Annotated in this window: 16 protein-coding genes and 2 tRNA genes; 8 read left to right on the top strand and 10 right to left on the bottom strand. The window is 59.6% G+C overall.

Translation table 11 applies throughout. The features are described 5' to 3' along the window. Positions 1-15: 15 nt before the first annotated feature. The 4 genes from VHX65_05865 to VHX65_05850 form a co-directional block, all read right to left on the bottom strand. Positions 16-1,254, bottom strand: a complete 1,239-nt coding sequence (locus VHX65_05865; GenBank protein ID HEX3998057.1) for a hypothetical protein — start codon at positions 1,252-1,254, stop codon at positions 16-18. Continuing rightward, complete coding sequence (guaB, locus tag VHX65_05860; GenBank protein HEX3998056.1) at positions 1,223-2,698, bottom strand: IMP dehydrogenase; 1,476 nt, start codon at positions 2,696-2,698, stop codon at positions 1,223-1,225. Before guaB ends, VHX65_05865 begins: the two co-directional genes overlap by 32 nt. Before the next feature lie 214 nt (positions 2,699-2,912). Beyond that, entirely contained in the window at positions 2,913-3,761 is an 849-nt protein-coding gene (locus tag VHX65_05855) for a hypothetical protein (protein ID HEX3998055.1), read from the bottom strand. Beyond that, complete coding sequence (locus VHX65_05850) at positions 3,758-4,000, bottom strand: helix-turn-helix transcriptional regulator (GenBank protein ID HEX3998054.1); 243 nt, start codon at positions 3,998-4,000, stop codon at positions 3,758-3,760. The genes VHX65_05855 and VHX65_05850 overlap by 4 nt, the downstream gene beginning before the upstream one ends. 96 nt (positions 4,001-4,096) lie before the next feature. Here VHX65_05850 and VHX65_05845 point away from each other — a divergent pair, with 96 nt between their 5' ends. Continuing rightward, positions 4,097-5,029: a Dam family site-specific DNA-(adenine-N6)-methyltransferase gene (locus VHX65_05845; protein ID HEX3998053.1), complete on the top strand. Its 933-nt coding sequence runs from the start codon at positions 4,097-4,099 to the stop codon at positions 5,027-5,029. Between the two features lie 47 nt (positions 5,030-5,076). Here the strand turns inward: VHX65_05845 and VHX65_05840 are convergent, their stop codons facing one another. Both VHX65_05840 and VHX65_05835 read right to left on the bottom strand, forming a co-directional pair. Next, a complete protein-coding gene (locus tag VHX65_05840) occupies positions 5,077-5,979 on the bottom strand; it encodes a hypothetical protein (GenBank protein HEX3998052.1) in 903 nt (300 codons plus the stop codon). A gap of 373 nt (positions 5,980-6,352) precedes the next feature. After that, positions 6,353-6,868 carry a hypothetical protein gene (locus tag VHX65_05835; protein ID HEX3998051.1) on the bottom strand — a complete coding sequence of 172 codons (516 nt, stop codon included), beginning with the start codon at positions 6,866-6,868 and terminating at the stop codon, positions 6,353-6,355. 699 nt (positions 6,869-7,567) lie between these two features. On the opposite strand from VHX65_05835, the gene proC reads away from it, so the two are divergent. From proC to VHX65_05820, 3 genes are all read left to right on the top strand, one after another. Further along, positions 7,568-8,377, top strand: a complete 810-nt coding sequence (gene proC / locus VHX65_05830) for a pyrroline-5-carboxylate reductase (protein HEX3998050.1) — start codon at positions 7,568-7,570, stop codon at positions 8,375-8,377. A 188-nt stretch (positions 8,378-8,565) separates the two neighbouring features. After that, on the top strand, positions 8,566-8,802 hold the full coding sequence (locus tag VHX65_05825; GenBank protein HEX3998049.1) for a hypothetical protein: 237 nt from the start codon (positions 8,566-8,568) through the stop codon (positions 8,800-8,802). 139 nt (positions 8,803-8,941) lie between these two features. Continuing rightward, entirely contained in the window at positions 8,942-9,442 is a 501-nt protein-coding gene (locus tag VHX65_05820) for a hypothetical protein (protein ID HEX3998048.1), read from the top strand. A gap of 258 nt (positions 9,443-9,700) precedes the next feature. Here VHX65_05820 and VHX65_05815 read toward each other — a convergent pair whose 3' ends face one another. Continuing rightward, the gene (locus VHX65_05815) at positions 9,701-11,641 is read right to left on the bottom strand and encodes a redoxin domain-containing protein (GenBank protein ID HEX3998047.1); all 1,941 of its coding nucleotides are present in this window, start codon (positions 11,639-11,641) and stop codon (positions 9,701-9,703) included. Positions 11,642-12,080: 439 nt separating this feature from the next. On the opposite strand from VHX65_05815, the gene VHX65_05810 reads away from it, so the two are divergent. Further along, positions 12,081-12,155: transfer RNA gene (locus VHX65_05810), tRNA-Ile, on the top strand. Positions 12,156-12,276: 121 nt separating this feature from the next. Continuing rightward, positions 12,277-12,349: transfer RNA gene (locus VHX65_05805), tRNA-Ala, on the top strand. A 266-nt stretch (positions 12,350-12,615) separates the two neighbouring features. Here VHX65_05805 and VHX65_05800 read toward each other — a convergent pair. Next, positions 12,616-12,828 (bottom strand): cold shock domain-containing protein, encoded by a 213-nt coding sequence (locus VHX65_05800; GenBank protein HEX3998046.1) that lies wholly within the window; start codon positions 12,826-12,828, stop codon positions 12,616-12,618. Between the two features lie 269 nt (positions 12,829-13,097). Here VHX65_05800 and VHX65_05795 point away from each other — a divergent pair, with 269 nt between their 5' ends. Beyond that, complete coding sequence (locus VHX65_05795) at positions 13,098-13,934, top strand: alpha/beta hydrolase (GenBank protein ID HEX3998045.1); 837 nt, start codon at positions 13,098-13,100, stop codon at positions 13,932-13,934. A gap of 151 nt (positions 13,935-14,085) precedes the next feature. Here VHX65_05795 and VHX65_05790 read toward each other — a convergent pair whose 3' ends face one another. Together VHX65_05790 and VHX65_05785 are read right to left on the bottom strand one after the other, a co-directional pair. Further along, a complete protein-coding gene (locus VHX65_05790; protein ID HEX3998044.1) occupies positions 14,086-14,319 on the bottom strand; it encodes a hypothetical protein in 234 nt (77 codons plus the stop codon). 79 nt (positions 14,320-14,398) lie between these two features. Next, complete coding sequence (locus VHX65_05785; GenBank protein ID HEX3998043.1) at positions 14,399-14,638, bottom strand: hypothetical protein; 240 nt, start codon at positions 14,636-14,638, stop codon at positions 14,399-14,401. Between the two features lie 194 nt (positions 14,639-14,832). Here VHX65_05785 and VHX65_05780 point away from each other — a divergent pair, with 194 nt between their 5' ends. Beyond that, the gene (locus VHX65_05780) at positions 14,833-16,764 is read left to right on the top strand and encodes a choice-of-anchor C family protein (GenBank protein ID HEX3998042.1); all 1,932 of its coding nucleotides are present in this window, start codon (positions 14,833-14,835) and stop codon (positions 16,762-16,764) included. The last annotated feature ends 313 nt before the right edge of the window (positions 16,765-17,077 follow it).

Here is a 17,077-nt window from a genome sequence, read left to right as displayed (position 1 = left end):
GTGTGGCAAGGTTTTTCACGGGATGACGGCAGTCACGCCGACCACGGCTCCTGCTTCCAGCGCCGCGCCGCGGAGGCTGAGCGGGAACGGATCGAACATATAGGGGGCACAATCGCCGGGCCGATAGTAGCCCAAGGTGTACTGGCACTCCAACGGCGGATCGACGCCCATGTAGTAGGGCAACAGCGGCACGGTGATGAAGAAATGGGCTGCCGAAAGGAGCGGCTCGACGATCGGGCCTGCCGAATGTCCATATCGCTCCAACTGCACTTCTTCGAAATACAGCGGCTTGTGGCACAGCGCCGAGGCCTTCCAGGTATAGGTGATCAACGGCCATTGCCGCTGCTGGAACACCACGCCGGCGCCCAACGAGCATTCGCACGGCACCGCGTCTCCCTGCTTGCCGTATTCGTCGATATCGAGGCCGATCTTGCTGATCGTGTTTTTCATCAACGCGGCTTCATCCTCGTTGCAATGGCGTTGGTGCGTAGCGCAGCTCAAATCTTGCATGTCCGACGGACTCGGATTCGGAGTCATTCCCGGCACGGATTGCGAGGGGCTAACGGGAAACGGAGTGGTCGGGGTCGTGTCGAATTGCTCCGTCGGGTTCAGCCGAGCCGGGGCACGGCCCGGCCGTGTGGCTCGCGGCCGCTGCGAAAAGGGGGTGATGCCGGAATCGCTCGGCGCCGATTCGGTGGCCGGAGGCGCTAAGCCGCCGGGCGTCGGGCTCGGAAGAATTGGATTCGCGCCAGGCACCGGTTGCGCGTTCGGCTGAGTTTGGTCGTCGCCAAACGCGTTCGACGACGGATTGGGCGATTGAAGGGCTTGCGTTCGCACGACCGCCGGATCGTGAATCACCCGCGAGCGGGTCTCGCTGCTCGGCAGCGGCGACGGCTCGAAAACAGCGGGGCGATCGTCGTCGGTGGCCACGGTTTCGGCCGGAGCCGGTTCGCTCGATTTTGTCTCGGCCGAATCGACATCGCTCGCTTGGGCCGGATGCGGTCGATACGGCCGCCATTTCAAATGCGTCGTGTGCTCGCCGGAGTCTTGGTCGGCGGTGGGCAACGCAGCGGTTGAATCGTCGTCGGAAACGTCGCTGCGACTGATTTTCGCCGACGGCGATGCCGAATCGTCGCTGCCTTTTGCCGCCGTGCTGCCGGCCAGCCATGCGGCCAGCGCGGCGCAGGCCAGAGGGGCAAGCGGAAGCCAACGGCGGCTGCGATCAGCCGTTTTCGACCCCCGTGTATTCGGCACTGTAGTTCGGTGCTTCCTGCGTAATGGCGATGTCATGTGGATGACTCTCCCTGACGCTCGCTGGCGAGACCTGGATGAAGCGCGCTTCCTTGCGTAGCTGGTCGATCGTCCGCGCGCCGCAATAGCCCATTCCGGCTCGAAGTCCCCCGACGAGTTGATAAATGAACGGGCTGAGCGGGCCTTTGAACGGCACCCGCCCTTCCACCCCTTCGGGAACCAATTTGTCCGCAACGCGAGATCCGCTTTGTCGGTAGCGTTCGCTCGAGCCCTTGACCATCGCCCCCAGCGAACCCATGCCGCGATAAACCTTGAATGTTCGTCCTTGATACAGGATTTGTTGGCCCGGGCTTTCCGCTACGCCGGCCAGCAATCCGCCGAGCATCACCGTATGCGCGCCCGCGGCGATAGCCTTGGTCACGTCGCCCGAATACCGAATTCCTCCATCGGCCACCAGCGGGATGCCCTCGGATTTCGTCGCCTCCGCAGCTTGCAAAATAGCGCTGATCTGCGGAACGCCGACCCCGGAAATCACCCGCGTGGTGCAAATCGAACCCGGGCCGATGCCGATTTTTATCGCGTCGGCCCCGGCGGCGATCAGGTCGCGGCAACCAGCGGCGGTCGCCACGTTTCCCGCCACCACGTCGATATCCCACTGACTCTTGATCTTCTTGACCGTCTCGATGACGTTGGCCGAATGGCCGTGGGCACTATCGACGATCAGCACATCGACATCTTTGGCGATGAGGCTTTCGGCACGTTCGAAATCGAACACCCCGACCGCCGCACCGACCCGCAGCCTGCCTTGCCTATCTTTGCAGGCTTGCGGAAACCGCTTCATCATGTCGATGTCTTTGATCGTTATTAAGCCCGTCAGTGTGTTATTTTCGTCAACCAGCAAGAGTTTCTCGACCTTATTTACCATCAAAATCTTCTCAGCCTCTTCAAGCGTTACGGTCCCCGTCGCAGTCACCAGCTTATCGCGGGTCATGATGTCGGAGATTTTCGGCTCGCTGGTTTCGAGAAACCGCAGATCGCGGCGGGTGATAATTCCCACCAGCCGGCGGCCTTGCGTGATCGGCACCCCGGAGACGTTGTATTGCTGCATCACTTCGCGGGCCCGGCCAATGGTGGCGTCGGGCGGCAGGGTCACGGGATCGAAGATGATGCCGTTGGCGCTGCGCTTGACCTTGTCGACCTCCTCGGTTTGCCGTTCGACCGACATATTCTTGTGGATGACGCTCAGGCCGCCTTCCTGGGCCAGCGCGATGGCCATTTCGCTTTCCGTGACCGTGTCCATGGGCGAGCTAAGCACGGGGATATTGAGCCGGATTCGCTTGGTCAATTGGCTGGCGACGTTCACTTCGGCCGGCACAACGTCGGAATAGCGCGGTTCGAGCAGAACGTCGTCGAACGTGAAGGCCTGATAGGCGAGCTTGTCGCTCATGGCGGGCGCCCTCGGGAAGGAGATGAAGTCAATTCCCGATTATCGCGGCCCATTCGCGATTTGGCCAGTGGCGACGCGCTCGCCGATTAGAAACGGCAAACGGGCCAAACCGCAAGCGAATTTCGCGCCGCCTAGATAGCTAGATAGGGAGACTCGCTTGCGGTTTCGCGCATTTGCGTCGGCTCGACCGGGAAGCGGCGGCGGCATCAAGCTGTCACTGCGTTTTGGCGATGCTCACCCACTGTCTTACGATCGACGGCAATCGTTCTTCAATTTCGCTTCCAAATAGGACTTCATCGACGTAGCCCATGTGCAGCATGTCGAGGATCCGGCAAAGATACGAGCGGCCACATTTCCACCACGTGGAGTGGGAATCGACCATTAAGTAATGCTTGACGTCGATTTTTTCTTCGTGGCGCAGCTCGTCAAGCTCCATTCCGTCCAACAGGCTTTCGTAGACGCCATCGGCAACTCGGCTTCCGAAGGTAGTCGTGTAGTAATACTCCTTGATTTCCCAAACAGCGATCGGGTTCACTGGCGCAGGAAAAGCGCCGCCGACGCGACGCGCGAGGGTGCGGAGGGGAGCGTTGTTGAACGTAACGGTGGTCAGCTCGCGCGGGTCATAATCGCACGGCAATCCTTCAGCGTTCGCTTCGATAAGCATGTTAATGCAGTTGGTGAAGTACGCCGGCGCTTTCTTCTCGCCCTTCTGCTTGTTCATGGGCGGGACTCGCTTGGTGGAATATTGCTTTTGCAGCTTCTCGAACATTGCTTTGGCTCGTTCCACGTCCATCAGACGCGGCTCAACGAACAAATTAAGTACAGCCGCCCGATGCTTGAAGTAATCGTGAATCAGTCTGCCAAGCTTTGTGGGACTCCCTCTTTCACCCACCAAATGCGACGCCGAAAGGCCCAATTCGACCATTGAATCGCCCATTTTCTCGACGGTCGGAATTGCGATCTGGCCAGTGCCACGGGCGGTGTACCCGAGGTGTTGGCTGATGGTGCGAATGTTTGCCCAAAAATGCTTGGGGAGATCTACAAATCGTCGGTCCGGAATCATTGCAAAGATTTCTCCAGACGCTCGACGAATGACTGGAGGGAAATCCCTAGTGCGTCGCAAATTTCTCGGAGTTCGAGCAGGTCGAGACCGCGTTCCCCGGATTCGTATTTGCTGACAAAGGATTGCGGCCGTTCGAGCCTTTTGGCGAGGTCATCTTGGCGCAGCCCGGCCCCAAGGCGAACCTGCCGAAGCAGGTCCGTCAGCTTGCGTTGGTCCGCGCTAAAGATGCTCCTTTCCATGGGGATCATTAAACGAATCTTGACAATACATCCCAAAACAGGATATTCCGCCGATGTCCCGAAGTCGGCCGCGGCGACTTGACGCCTACTGTACGTATGAATAGAATCAAAAGCCAGATAGCCCTGACTCGCGAGGATGGCCAAATGCAACGGATGCTGTTTGAGGACAATCTGCCGGTTGCACCTCGGGTTGCGCCATTCAAGTCCCAATTGTTGAAATGGGTGGGCAGCAAACAGCGCTCGGCACACCAAATCATTTCCTACTTCCCAGACGAGTTCGGCACGTATATCGAGCCGTTTCTTGGAAGCGCTGGCGTGCTCGCCACGCTCGCTCCCAAGCGAGCCCTGGCTTCCGACGTTTTCCGCCCGTTGATCGAAATCTGGCAAGCGCTGCACGATGCGCCGCAAACGTTGAAGGACTGGTACGCGTCGCGTCGTCGCCGCATGATGGCGGGAGACAAAGTTGAAGAGTACGAAACGATAAAGGCCGCGTACAACGCAAGACCTAACGGGGCGGATTTGCTGTTTCTCTGCCGATCTTGCTATGGCGGGGTGGTCCGCTTTCGAAAAGCCGACGGATTCATGTCTACGCCGTGCGGCGTTCATACACCGATCGATGCGAAATCATTCGCAGCACGGGTCGACGAGTGGAAACGACGAACGACCGGCGCAAGTTTCAAAGTAATGGACTACGTCGAAGCCATGCGCAAGGCTACAAAGGGGGATCTGGTTTACTGCGACCCGCCATACAAAGACACCCAGAAAATCCTGTACGGCGCGCAAGCGTTCGATCTTCGCCAGCTTTTTGAGACAGTCCGCGAGTGCAAGAACCGGGGCGTGTACGTCGCATTGAGCATTGATGGGACCAAACGGTCCGGCGACTTCGTTTGCGATATCGCGATGCCCGACGGACTTTTCGAACGAGAAGTGTTTGTCGGCTGCGGCCGTTCGATGCTGCGCCGGTTTCAAATGGTCGGCAAGACGCTTGAAGGAGAAATCGTCGCCGACCGTCTACTTCTTACGTATTAGCGATCTGCCGGCAAATGCCTTGCTGGGAACGTCGGCGGTTCCTCGCATCATGGCGGGGGCGGGCTGGCGATGGGGTCGGTGGTCACGTCGACGTGATCCAACACAATGCGGCGCGAGCGGCGGCGGCGATAACGGCGACGACCGGCGTCGGGCGCTTGCTCCTCCACCGCCCCATAATCGACGAGTTCGACGGTCGTGCGCCGCGTCACGTGCCCGTCGGCGTCTAATTGCTTCGAAGTGCGTTTGACGATTCCGCCTGGCACGTCAACGCTCGTCACATCGACCGTGACCGTCGTTCCGTGAGTGTCTTTCTGCACGACACGCTCAAACGACACCGGCTTGACCTCCGATTGCACGCGATACGGCTTATCGACCGCGATCACCTCCGATGTTTCGTCATGGTTGGCGGCCGGATCGGCGGAATCGGTGAAATGGGTTTCGCGGCGGAGCAAATACGGCTCCATGGCGCCCGTCTCGAAAAACTTGTTGACCGTTTTTTGCTTGCCCGACTGGATGGAAGCTTCGCGGGTTTGAACCGGGATCTCGCGGCCGTCGATCACCACGGAGGCTTTGCCGAGGTCGCGGACCTGGGCGGGCTGATCGGTCGTTTCGCCGAAATAGCCGCGATCGATCACTTGCGGAGCGGTGTCGAACCGCCGGCCACCGGCATCGAGCGTGACGGCGACGCGAAGCGTGATTCGCCGGCCATCGACGCGCGTCAGCGTTGTACGAACGTCGGAGGCGGTGCTGGAAACGACATGCCCGGCGGAATCGAGCACTTCGGTGACGACGTGCGTCTGCTTCCAACTGCCCGCAGCGAAACGGCCCCAGACATCCAGTTCTCGTAGCGTGGGTGCGTCGTCGGTTTGCGCGTGCGCGGCCCCTACACAGACTGCCCAACCACAGGCAGCCGCGCACAATCCCAACACAAGCCGTCGCCACGTCGCCATCGCGATTCCTGCTGCGACCTAAATGGACAGACCGCCCTGTGTGCTATCATACCCCCTTGGCCTACTGCTGAAAGCCTCAAATGGCCAGAAAACCAGCGAAAATCGCTGGCTCGGCCGGCCTTGGGCCATGCAGATAAAACCACCCACGAGAGCGGCTTTCTTGAGGCGCGAATGCGCCGGATCAGGGTGCTGGCCGCGGTTGCGACAAAAATTGCGTTGTCGTTTGCGGGCGAGGATCTTGCGCCGGCGGCGTGGCCGCGCAACCGCTCATGATCGTCGTAAGTCCAAGCAGGACAGCGATCAAGAGCATGGCCCGCATGAGCCGGCAATGCAGGGTTCGGTCAAATAGTCGGTGCAACTGCGCATCCTTCCGTTAGAATCCCGGCCGGGGCCGAGCGATGAACTGCGAAGTGCTGCTCGACTGCCTCGTAGCCGCCGAACCGCTGTGCGTAAATTGCGAACCCCCCGATGGCTTACCCAACATGAATCTTTTTTGCGCCGGCTGCGCGGGAGTGGATTTACTGAACAAGCCCTTCGTTTTTGCAAACAAGTTAGCTGGGGCCGAACCGATGCGGCTCAATAGCGACGGCCCGCTCGGACTGGCCGGCGTAACCGAGTTGACCGGGTGAATCGGCTTGCCGTTCAGTTCTGGGACGATCGTGGCCCCGCCCGAGCCGGAAGGCAGCTTGCTGTTGAATTTCGAGGAGCCAAGCGCGGTCGATAGCGATGCGGAGGACCCGGGCTGGGAGAGGTTCTTCTCCGTGCCTGAGTCGTCGCTCGAGCTCGTTTTGGAAGCGAATGGATTCAAATTGCTCAACCATCCGGCCTGGGCCGGTGAGGCCGCCACGAGCACTCCCAAGCCGAGAAACAGTTTCCCGATGGTTTTCACGATTGGGCTCCAGCGATTGCAAGCCACAAGGCCGCTGACTCGATACGCCGATGTTCTCGGTGTCAAAGGAAATACGTGATCGACGATACCCAAGCCGAACGGCCAGTAGACACAGATGAGACGCGGCGGGAGTTTCGCAAAACCTTATCCACCGGTCCAGGGCAGTTGTTGCCAAAAGTTGCGAGGACGCTATCAGGCCGAAGCGGCATCGGCCGACGAAACGCGGTCATTGCAGCGGGCACGTTCCGAGGATGTGAAAGAAGGGGGACAGGCACCTCACGCCGACCCGTTTTGCCGGTGTTTCATCAAGCCGAGTTCGGAGCCAGCCTCCATTACTTCACAAGCTCTCCGTGTGCCGTTCGCGCTCCGCGGAGCGTTGCGAACATCGTAGCGCAAAGGGACCACGACGTGTGCCGTACTACGTTGGTCGCGGCCGACGGCCGCGCGATGCGGTACCATCGCCGGTCGTGGCGGCTGTTTCTGCCGCTGCTGCGGATTGTCTATTGATTGCGCTTGGCATAACATGAGCCCTAACCCGCTCGCCCCCGGCCCCTCTCCGGCGACGGGGCGAGGGAGAAATGGCGGGCCGCGAAGCGGGCCGTTTCCCCTCGCCCCTTCGTGGGAGTGGGGTTATGGGCGAAGGGGCGGCGCGCAACCAGACGCTTTATTCCTCCCCACCACACCGACCTGATCCACCTGATGTTTTCGCAATCCCTTGGGTTCATCGGCGCCGGACAAATGGCGCGCGCTTTGGCAAAAGGATTTGCAAGTGCAAACCTAGTCGAACCCGATCGCATCTCGGCCTACGATCCGCTTCCCGCGGCACTGCAGGATTTTTGTGGACTGGTGAACGGCGCCATTTCCGGCGGTTCGAATGCCGAGGTCGTGGAGCGCTCGAGCGTCGTCGTCTTGGCGGTCAAACCGCAAATGATTCCCGCCGTGGCGGCTGAATTGCACGGCCGGCTTGCCGAGAAGCTGTTGATCTCGATCGCGGCCGGGGTGCGCTTGAAATCGCTTGCCGAATTGTTTGGCACGACGCGTGTCATCCGCGTCATGCCGAACATGCCAGCACTCGTCGGTTCGAGCGCTAGCGGCTATAGTTTGGCCTCCGGCGCGACGGCCGACGACGCACGCTTGGTCGAGCGGCTGTTTAGCGCCGTCGGTCGAGTCGTGGTCGTGGATGAAAAGCTGCTCGACGCGGTGACCGGCTTGAGCGGCTCCGGTCCGGCGTTTGTTTTCGTGATGATCGAAGCGTTGGCGGATGGCGGCGTGAGGATGGGGTTGCCGCGGGCAGTGGCGCTGACATTGGCCGCCCAAACTTGCAAGGGTGCGGCGGAAATGGTGTTGGCGACCGGCGACCATCCGGCCACGTTGAAAGACCGCGTGGCGAGCCCCGGCGGCACGACGATCGCCGGGTTACAGGCATTGGAAACCGGGGCGGTGCGTGCGGCGCTGATGGCGGCCGTCGAAGCCGCGACGCGCCGGGCAACCGAACTCGGCGGCGATTAGCGTCGGGGTCTGGCTCATTTTTCGGCCCATGGCGGCAATGAATGCCATTGAACCGCGACGCTGAAAAATGTGCCTGACCCCCTCGGCGATGGCAAAGCGTTATAATTCAACCGCAACGATGCACTGACAGGAATTTCCGAACCAATTTCAATTTAGCGAGCCTCGAAAGAGCCGCACGTTTTTCCATCATGTCCATCTTTTGTGTCATCGACGATAAGAACATCCCTTTGTATCGCGTCATGTGGGTGGCGGCGACGCCCCATTTTTGCGGCAACGACGACTGCCAGCGCGAAGGGCAATACGAAATCCGGCTCGAACAAGGCGAATCGGTTTGGGCCAATGTCAAGGAGCGCGACTCGATTCTCGATGCCATCGAAAATTGGCAAGGCAGCATCGGACCGGAAGAGGAAGAAGACCTGCCGTGATGCGACTGTCCACGATTCGGGGTCTGGCTCGTTTTTCGGCCCGTTTCGCTGCGAAGCTTAGCTCAGTGCACTGCCGAAAAATGTGCCTGATCCCCTTAAAGCGCTCGCGACGCTTGAACCGCTCCCAGGGATAACGCTGATGTCCACCTTCGAAAACGACAACTACAAATGGCGCGAGACGTATTTCGTCTTGTTCAATGCCGCCAAACGGCCGAGTTTGGAAAAAATGACCGAAGCGTTGCAATCGCTGAATCGCCGTTTCGAGCTTAGCAACACTCTGGCCGACGACGACGGCGGCTTCGAATCGCTCACGCTCCGCTCGCCACAGGATTATTCGGCGCTCGATATCAGCTACGTCTCGGGCGAGGAAGTGCAAACCCAGGGCGTCGAGTTGGCCGAGGAAATGCGCCCCAATGCTGCGGATCCCGACGAGCGCGCAAAGCTCGCCCGGCTTCCTAAGTGTGACGCTCGGCTGGACATCTTGCACTTCGAAGAAATCGTCGGCGGCGGCGGCAGCGGCGGCAGCGAAGATGAAGGGGAAGAAACGCTCGATCCCAGCACGCTGCTCAACGTGCTCGACGCGCTGGTGCGCATGACCGGCGGCGTCGGCGTCGATCCGCAATCGGGGTCGGTGATGTGAGATCGCATGAGGCGCCCAAGCCCAGGGAAGGCCTGGAGAGCGATCTCCATTTGGCAAACGCTCTCCTGGCCTTCCCTGGGCTTCCCTGGGCTTCGCTGGACGTCCCTGGACTTCCCTCTGGCCTTCGCTGGACGTCCCTGGACTTCCCACTGGCCTTCCCTCTGGCCTTCGCTGGGCGTCCTTGGACTTCCCTCTGGCCTTCCCTGGGCGTCCCTGGCCTTCGCTCCGCGAACAGACGAGCCTTCGAGCGATCGCCGTTCACTTCAACCGATTGTGCAGTTCGGTATCCAGTTCGCTGATGTGAATGCCGCGGTTAGCAACTTTGCCGTCAGCGTCGATCAGGATCATTGTCGGCAGCGTCAGAATGCCCATCTCATTGGCGTAGCGGCTATCGAGACCGCCCGGTTCGAAAAGTTGCGGCCAAGGAAGATGGTTCTTCGACAGATAATCGTCGAGCGATTGCCGGTTCGTGTCGAGGCTTACGCCGATGATCGCCAAGCCGCTGGCGGCATATTTCGCTTGCAGTTCCTTTAGCTCCGCCAGATCGACTTTGCACGGCTCGCACCAGGTGGCCCAATAGTGGATCAAGACAAACTTGCCTTTCAAGCTGGCCAGATCGATCTGCTCGCCGTCGGTGCTTTTGCCTGTTAGCTCAATTGGCTTGCCGACCGAATCCAATCGCCGGATGGCGCCGGCAGCTTTTTTTGCCGCGGCGGCCGCATCGAAATTGTCGACGATCTGGTGATACCACTCTTTGGCTTTTTCTTCGCGGCCGGCGAATTCTTCGGCAATGCCCAACTGCAGCAGGGCATCGGCAGTGTCGGGGCTTTTCGGATGCCGCCCGACGAACGTTTGCAGATTCTGCAACCATGTCGCTTGAATCTTCGCAAACTCAGGGTTCGGGCTTTGTAGCGCCAACGCGTATTCGGCCGACAGTTCGCGGAACTCGACATACGCGGCCAGGTCAGCGTCTTGCGGATTTTTTTCGAGCTTGGTGTAGAGTGTCTTCAAACGTTCCGCCCCGCCGGGATAGGTCGCTGATTGCACGGCGGCACTGATCGTGTCGGTCATTTGGCGAACCCATTGAGCACGGTCGGCCGGGCCAACGTCGGCGATCACTTGCTCGAAAAAGTCGGCTCGCTTTTCGTTGAGCTTCGCTTGCTCAGCCGGCGCGGCGGCAGAAATCTGCTGGTCGAGCTTTTGCAGCTCATCCATGATCTTTTGCATCTTTTCGTTGCCCCCACTCCCGGCCGTTTCCTGCGATCCTGTCGTATTGCGAGCCGAAGCCGCCACGAAGAAAATTCCCGGCTGTGAATCCGCGAGCTTCCCATGCTCGGGCACGCCCGGCACATCGACAATGCGCCAGCAATCGCCGGCCTTGATCATCGTACCGATTTGGATTTGCGTATCGCTACCGTCGGTGTCGACCACCGCCACGACGTTTTCATAAACTTCGATATCGGCCGGCGATCCGAAAGTGCCGGTGGGAACGACGCCCGGCCGGTTGCCACCGAAATGCACCCAATTGGATTTTGCCGTGATCGTCGTTTGCCGGTCGGCCAGTTCGGCAAACGCAGCCGGGGCAGCGGCAATCTTTTCGGCAAGCTCTTTCGCCTTGGCCGCGTTCAGACCGAGCGAACGCAGTTCGGTCGAGGTGAGCAACAGTCGATTGAAGCGTGCCGGATCGCGGTCTCGAAGGGCGCCGACCACCTCGGACGAAGCCTCTTCGGCCGAGATCATTTTCCAATACTCGAGCGGCGAAGCACCCCCTTTCGACACACCCCAACGGATGCCGGCCGTATTGAGCCAACGATGTTCGGTGGCCTTGCCGACGAATTTCGGATCGATATCGCGATAAACTTCGACGCCGTCTTTGAAATAGCTCCAGCGATCGACGACGTTGTCGCCATTAGTGTCGACGAACTCGCGCAACGTCTTTCCATCGCCATCGCGGACCACCCAGCCCGTCTGGCCTTTTTGCTTTTCGGCTTTCATCGTGCAGCGCGCCGCTTCTTCAGGCGTCGGCCGATCATAGTCGACATCTTTCTGCATCGGCAGCAGTTTGAGAGCTTGCTCGGCCGTCGGGCTCGCGGAGTGGGCCGCCGGCGCCGCCAGGGCAAACACCAGCCCGGTGAGAACCAATTTCACGACCGCCGCCACCGCGAACCACCGCCATTTGTTGCCAAAGATCGCAGCCATGGGAGAAATCCGTTTGGTGAAGGGCGAAAAAAACGAAGGCGGGGTGATGCCGGGTTTTGATGCCGGTTCGGCGTTTGCCGCTAGTACGCTCTGCTGGCCGACCTCCGTCGCCTTTGTTTTTCGACCAAAGCGGTTGGCAAACATGATCCGACAGCGCAGATTTTTCCGGTCAGGCCATCTCTGCGGGCGAACCACGCAAGCTGGCGAAGCCAGCATATTCGCGCGGTGACTAAACCGAGCGTGCAGCTGTCATGGCTCTTCGCCTCCCTTCCCTCTCCCCTCGCCCTCGCCCCCTCGCCCCTAATTCGACATTCGTCATTCGTCATTTGCGCGCCTCCCCCTTTGACAGCGAAATGCGGCGACCTAAAATAGCCTGTTCTTGCCGACGGGCTCGACGGCGCGGACAAGTGTGGATGCCGGGCCCGGCGGCGTATGGACCGCGCGCATAGCTCAGTTGGTTTAGAGCGCGTCCCTGATAAGGACGAGGTCCCAAGTTCGAATCTTGGTGCGCGCATTCGCTTTAATTCCGGCGCTACCTACGGCGTACTTCCAGCACTGCCGGACAGCCCCGAAGTGGCACCCAAGCCGCCACCGAAAATATCGACGTGCCACGAGCGTTCGAAGGTGCCTATATTGGGGTGTTAGCTCAATTGGGAGAGCGTCGGCTTTGCAAGCCGAAGGTTACGAGTTCGAGCCTCGTACACTCCACCTAACTCAACACGCTGGAGCGTGAACTCCAGTTGGCGTTCACGCTTCAGTGTGTTGGCTTAGGCTCGGCAAAAAATAGCTTCCGCTTTTCGAACCCCGCGCCCTGCCCTCTGCCGCAAGGGGAGAGAGGGCTGTGGAAAAGTTAATTTTTTGGCCGAGCCTTACGTGGGGCGCGTTCAGCACAGCGCATGGAAAAGCCCCCGGCTGCAAGGCAGCCGAGGGCTTTCGATGAATTTGTTTGTATTGGCGGTCGACCGGCGCGGTCTTTAGACCGGCGTGACTGAAGCGGCTCGAGGTCCTTTGCCCTTTTGGCCCCCGCCTTGCTCGACGGTGTATTCCACCGACTGGCCTTCTCTCAGATTGTCGAACTGACTGTTTTGGACAGTCGAATGATGGAAGAAAATATCTCCACCGTCGCCCGTCTGAATGAACCCGAATCCTTTGTCGCTAACCAACTTCTTGATCGTACCTGACGCCATAAACACGAACTCCTCACTAAGAAAGACCTGCGACAGGAACACTAGCTCCCATCTCAACATGGCCACCTATCCTATTGCACGGAACCGCACTGCGATAGTCCAAATGGCGCAAAAAGCACTGTCGAGCCAAAACCGCCGCAAATCGCGCGTTTTTTTGGGCCTTTTAGCGTCTCCAGTGCCCGGCGGCAGGCAGTAGAATGGCGTGTTCGGTTTATCCCCGTTGAGCGTCGGCCCCAGCCGGCGTTCAATAAATCTACAAGGAATATCCGATGCACTGCATCCCCCTTTGCTTGCTGCTGCTCGCTTCCGCGGCAACGGCCGCCGAACCGGCTGCGCGCCGCGATGTGCCGTATGCGGGCACAACCGACGCCAAGCAAACTCTCGACATCGACGCGCCCCCGACCGGCAAAGATCATCCGATCGTCTTCTGGATTCACGGCGGAGGCTGGATGCAGGGCGACAAACGCGATGTGCAGAATAAGCCAAAGGCGTTCGTCGATAAGGGATTCGTCTTTGTTTCAACGAACTACCGCTTGTTTCCGAACACCACGATCAAGGCAATGGCCGGCGATGTAGCCAACGCAGTCCGCTGGACCCACGATCATGCCCGTGAATTCGGCGGCGATCCGAACCGGATCTTCGTGATGGGACATTCCGCTGGAGCGCAACTCGCTGCGCTGATTTGCACCGACGAAACGCTCTTGAAGGCCGAGGGCTTGCCGCTTTCGATCATCAAGGGTTGCGTGCCCGTCGATGGCGACACCTACGATCTTGCGATGCAAATCGCCACGGTGGAGAAGAAGCGAGCCGACCGCTACACGTGGAAATTCGGCGACGAGCAAAGCCGCAAAGAGCTTTCACCGATTGAGCACGTCGCAAAAGGGAAGGATATTCCGCCGTTCTTGCTGCTCTGCGTCGGCGGCCATCCCGAAACCGAACCGCAAGCTCGCCGGCTCGCCAAAGCGCTTCAAGAAGCCGGCGTCCCGGCAAAGACACTCTCGGCCCAAAACTCGGAACACGACAAGCTCAACAATGGTCTGGGACTGCCCGGCGACAAACCGACGCAAGCATTGTTCGAATTCGTTGATGGAGTGCTGAACAAGTAGCGATTTCCGGTCTCGGCGTCAGCAATTCGCTGGTTCACCGATAGAAGTTTCGAATCAAAAAACAGGGCGGAGCTATGCTGCGATGCCGAAATTGCCAGCACGTCGCCGAGCCGGGCCAGCAAATCTGCTTGGAATGCGGCGGCATCCTCGACTACCTGCCAGACGATCCGCCGCGATCGAGCGATAGGACGGAAGCGAAGCCGGCGCCCAACGCACACGCGAAGCCGGCCAAGGCGAATAGCCCATCGCCGATCGGGAACTCGTCCCTGGCCGGAGATTTCGACGGCAACAGCGACGGCGATGCCGGCATTCCTGAGCCCGACTGGAAATGCTCGAAATGCGGCGAGAGCGTGCCCGGCAATTTCGACATGTGTTGGAAATGCATGGCAACAAGGTCGGGCGAGCCGCTTCCCGCCGAAGGCCAAGAAATTTCTGACGCCGAACGGCCTGAAGAAGACGCGGATTCAACCGGCGCTCAATCCGACGATTTGGGCGACACTCGCCTGGCCCCAGAACTCAAATGCCGAGGCTGCGGATCGAGCAAAATCATTCACAACGTGGCCGTGGCCGACCGAGGCGAATATTGGGAAGGTAGGCTTCGGGCGGTGGTCTTCCGAAATCCACACGCTTTGATTTTCAGCGACCCAGTTTACGGGGAAATCAGAGCGGACATTTGCGGCGAGTGCGGATTCGTCGATCTTCACGTAGTCAATCCGGGCGAGCTTTACGAACAGGTTCGGAAGGCCGCAGCGTCACGCGAATAAGGTAAGCCCGTGGCAACGCACGACATGGGCATATGGGGAATTCTGCCGATATTCCGGCAGTGTTGTCGGACCAGCAGGCCATTTTGCAATTATCTTGCCGTGAGAACGACTGAGTCCTCGACCCAAGGCACGCCATGCGCCCGAAACTTCGCAACACCGCATCGCAGTTGGCGATCTTGATTTACGCCGGCGTTGGCCTGAGTTTTTCAACAGAACTGCGACCGGCGCACGGGCAGCAATTTGCCGCTCGGCCTACGCAGTATTTGCCCGCTGCGGTTGACCTGACCAAAGAGCAAACTCCAATCTTCGATCAGGGAGGCCGGTGGACCTGCATCTTTCAGCCCGAGGTCGCGGCTCTTGAAGCGGCCTACGGGCGCGCGGGCATTCATGTGCGGCTTTCGGTCGAGCATCTGATCTGGATGAGCCATTCCGTTGAGTTGACCGAGAACAAAATTATCGACTCGGATGTGAATGAAAATGGCCTGGCCGACGACGGCGGCGGGAGCATGGTCGCACGGTATCGCGTGCTGAGCAAATACGGCGTCAGCCGAGCGGAAGATATGGCCTATCGACCGGATTACGAGGATCCAAAGGCAGGCTACTTTCGCGGGTTCAATGTCGGCAATTATCGCTGGCAGGACCCATTTCCCCAAATAGCCCTCAATCGCTACAACCTTTCGCCGGTGCAATATCCGCAGGCGGCCCGGCAAAACGCCCGCTATGGCATCAAGCAGTTCGTCGTGCTTTCCGAGCGCGACCGCCGCGACCCGCGCAAGATCGAAGCGATTCTGGCCGCCGGCCATGAGGTTGGCGTCGTCATCCCCATCTATTTTCAAAAGGGAACCGCCGAAAAAGGACGCGGCAATATCCCGCCCGTCGTTTGGTATCGGGCCGCAGACGCCGTCCCGGAAGGAGCGCTCCATGGGCTGCTCATTGTCGGCTACGACCGGCCGCGACAATTCTTCATCGTCAAGAACAGTTGGGGCCCGAACAACGGCGGCTACGACCCGGCCAAGCTGCCCGACGGCTGGAAAGACATCGCCAAATATAAAGGCTTCACCCTGATCCACTACAACTATCTAAACGATTGCGACCAGGCGGCGTATATCACGCAAGTCGTCGATCCGAAGAGCAACGCCTTCTATCGGCAGCCGATGATCGGGCTGTGGAACGTCGAATTTCATCAGAAAAGCACCGGCCGCAAGATCACCTCGGCCGTGTTGGCGTGGCGGCGGCTGCCCGGCACCGATCCAAACATCAAAAACGATCGGCGAATCGGCGATTTCTATTGGCACGGCCGGCAATATCGAGTCAACGCCATGCTCGGAGCGGGCAATCCGATTCGGGCCACCTTGTTCATCGATTTCGACCATCCGCAAACCGGGTATTCCGAGACGCGCGGGGCCCAATTTCATGGCGTTGTCTCGATCCACGACGACAAGCCCTGCGCTTTCGAAAGCGAAAGCATCGACAACGCCGGCCAGGGTCAAAAGATGTTCAATGTCGACGTGGGCGATCTGGCCTGTTCCGCCGTCGAAGCGATCGACGAGAATCCGCTGCTGAAGATTCCAACTCCCAATCTGCTCGTCAACGGCAGCTTCGAAGATGGGCCGATGGCGAAGGATTTCGTGTCGCTCAATCCGGGCGCCACGGCGATCAAAGGCTGGACCGTGACGCGCGGCCAGATCGACTACATCCATGCGCACTGGAAAGCCGACGACGGCGAGCGAAGCCTCGATCTGCACGGCTCACCCGGTTATGGCGGAGTGGCGCAGACGTTCAAAACCTTGAAAGGCCGCCGATATCGTGTCACCTTTTCCTTGGCCGGCACTCCCGGAGCGAATCCGGCCACGAAACGGGTTGCCGTGGTCGCGGCCGGCAAGCAGCAAGCGTTCGAATTCGATTCGACGGGCAAGTCGCTCCAAGCGATGGGCTGGTCGACGAAAACGTGGGAATTCGTGGCAGTCGCGGATGAGACCACGTTGGAAATCTACACGCTGGAAACGACCGACCCGACCCGCGGCCCGGCGCTCGACAACGTCCGCGTCGTGCGCGTGATTCGATAGCTCCACAATTGATTGCGGGTCATCGCGCCGACGGCATACGGAGTATGCCTCCTACGCAGCAGGCACACTCCGTGTGCCGTCTGCGCTCCGCGGTGCGCTAGGCATACCTTATTTCGGCGAAACACGCTGCTCCCGAAGGCATTGGCAATTGCTTCCGCCAACGTCTCGCCGCTGTGTCCTTCCGGCAAGCGTGTATGAACCGTTTTGAGGCGTGTGCTACCGTGGGCTGTCCGCACACGACCTTCTGGAGTGACAGCCGATGAATGGCAGCAAGACACGTATCCTCTCCGCGGGACTGGAGGACGTTCGACAG

The sequence above is a fragment of the Pirellulales bacterium genome (assembly GCA_036267355.1).
GTDB lineage: Bacteria > Planctomycetota > Planctomycetia > Pirellulales > DATAWG01 > DATAWG01.
Note: the sequence above shows the minus strand (reverse complement) of the source record. Positions and strands in the feature narration are given on the sequence as shown.

Excerpts from the sequence above, each read along its gene's own strand:
- VHX65_05790 (HEX3998044.1), bottom strand. The coding sequence starts at position 14,319 with ATGCATTTCCAACACATGTCGAAATTGCCGGGCACGCTCTCGCCGCAT.
- VHX65_05815 (HEX3998047.1), bottom strand. The coding sequence starts at position 11,641 with ATGGCTGCGATCTTTGGCAACAAATGGCGGTGGTTCGCGGTGGCGGCG.
- VHX65_05800 (HEX3998046.1), bottom strand. The coding sequence starts at position 12,828 with ATGGCGTCAGGTACGATCAAGAAGTTGGTTAGCGACAAAGGATTCGGG.
- VHX65_05825 (HEX3998049.1), top strand. The coding sequence starts at position 8,566 with ATGTCCATCTTTTGTGTCATCGACGATAAGAACATCCCTTTGTATCGC.
- VHX65_05795 (HEX3998045.1), top strand. The coding sequence starts at position 13,098 with ATGCACTGCATCCCCCTTTGCTTGCTGCTGCTCGCTTCCGCGGCAACG.
- guaB (HEX3998056.1), bottom strand. The coding sequence starts at position 2,698 with ATGAGCGACAAGCTCGCCTATCAGGCCTTCACGTTCGACGACGTTCTG.
- VHX65_05820 (HEX3998048.1), top strand. The coding sequence starts at position 8,942 with ATGTCCACCTTCGAAAACGACAACTACAAATGGCGCGAGACGTATTTC.
- VHX65_05850 (HEX3998054.1), bottom strand. The coding sequence starts at position 4,000 with ATGGAAAGGAGCATCTTTAGCGCGGACCAACGCAAGCTGACGGACCTG.
- proC (HEX3998050.1), top strand. The coding sequence starts at position 7,568 with ATGTTTTCGCAATCCCTTGGGTTCATCGGCGCCGGACAAATGGCGCGC.
- VHX65_05840 (HEX3998052.1), bottom strand. The coding sequence starts at position 5,979 with ATGGCGACGTGGCGACGGCTTGTGTTGGGATTGTGCGCGGCTGCCTGT.
- VHX65_05845 (HEX3998053.1), top strand. The coding sequence starts at position 4,097 with ATGAATAGAATCAAAAGCCAGATAGCCCTGACTCGCGAGGATGGCCAA.
- VHX65_05855 (HEX3998055.1), bottom strand. The coding sequence starts at position 3,761 with ATGATTCCGGACCGACGATTTGTAGATCTCCCCAAGCATTTTTGGGCA.
- VHX65_05780 (HEX3998042.1), top strand. The coding sequence starts at position 14,833 with ATGCGCCCGAAACTTCGCAACACCGCATCGCAGTTGGCGATCTTGATT.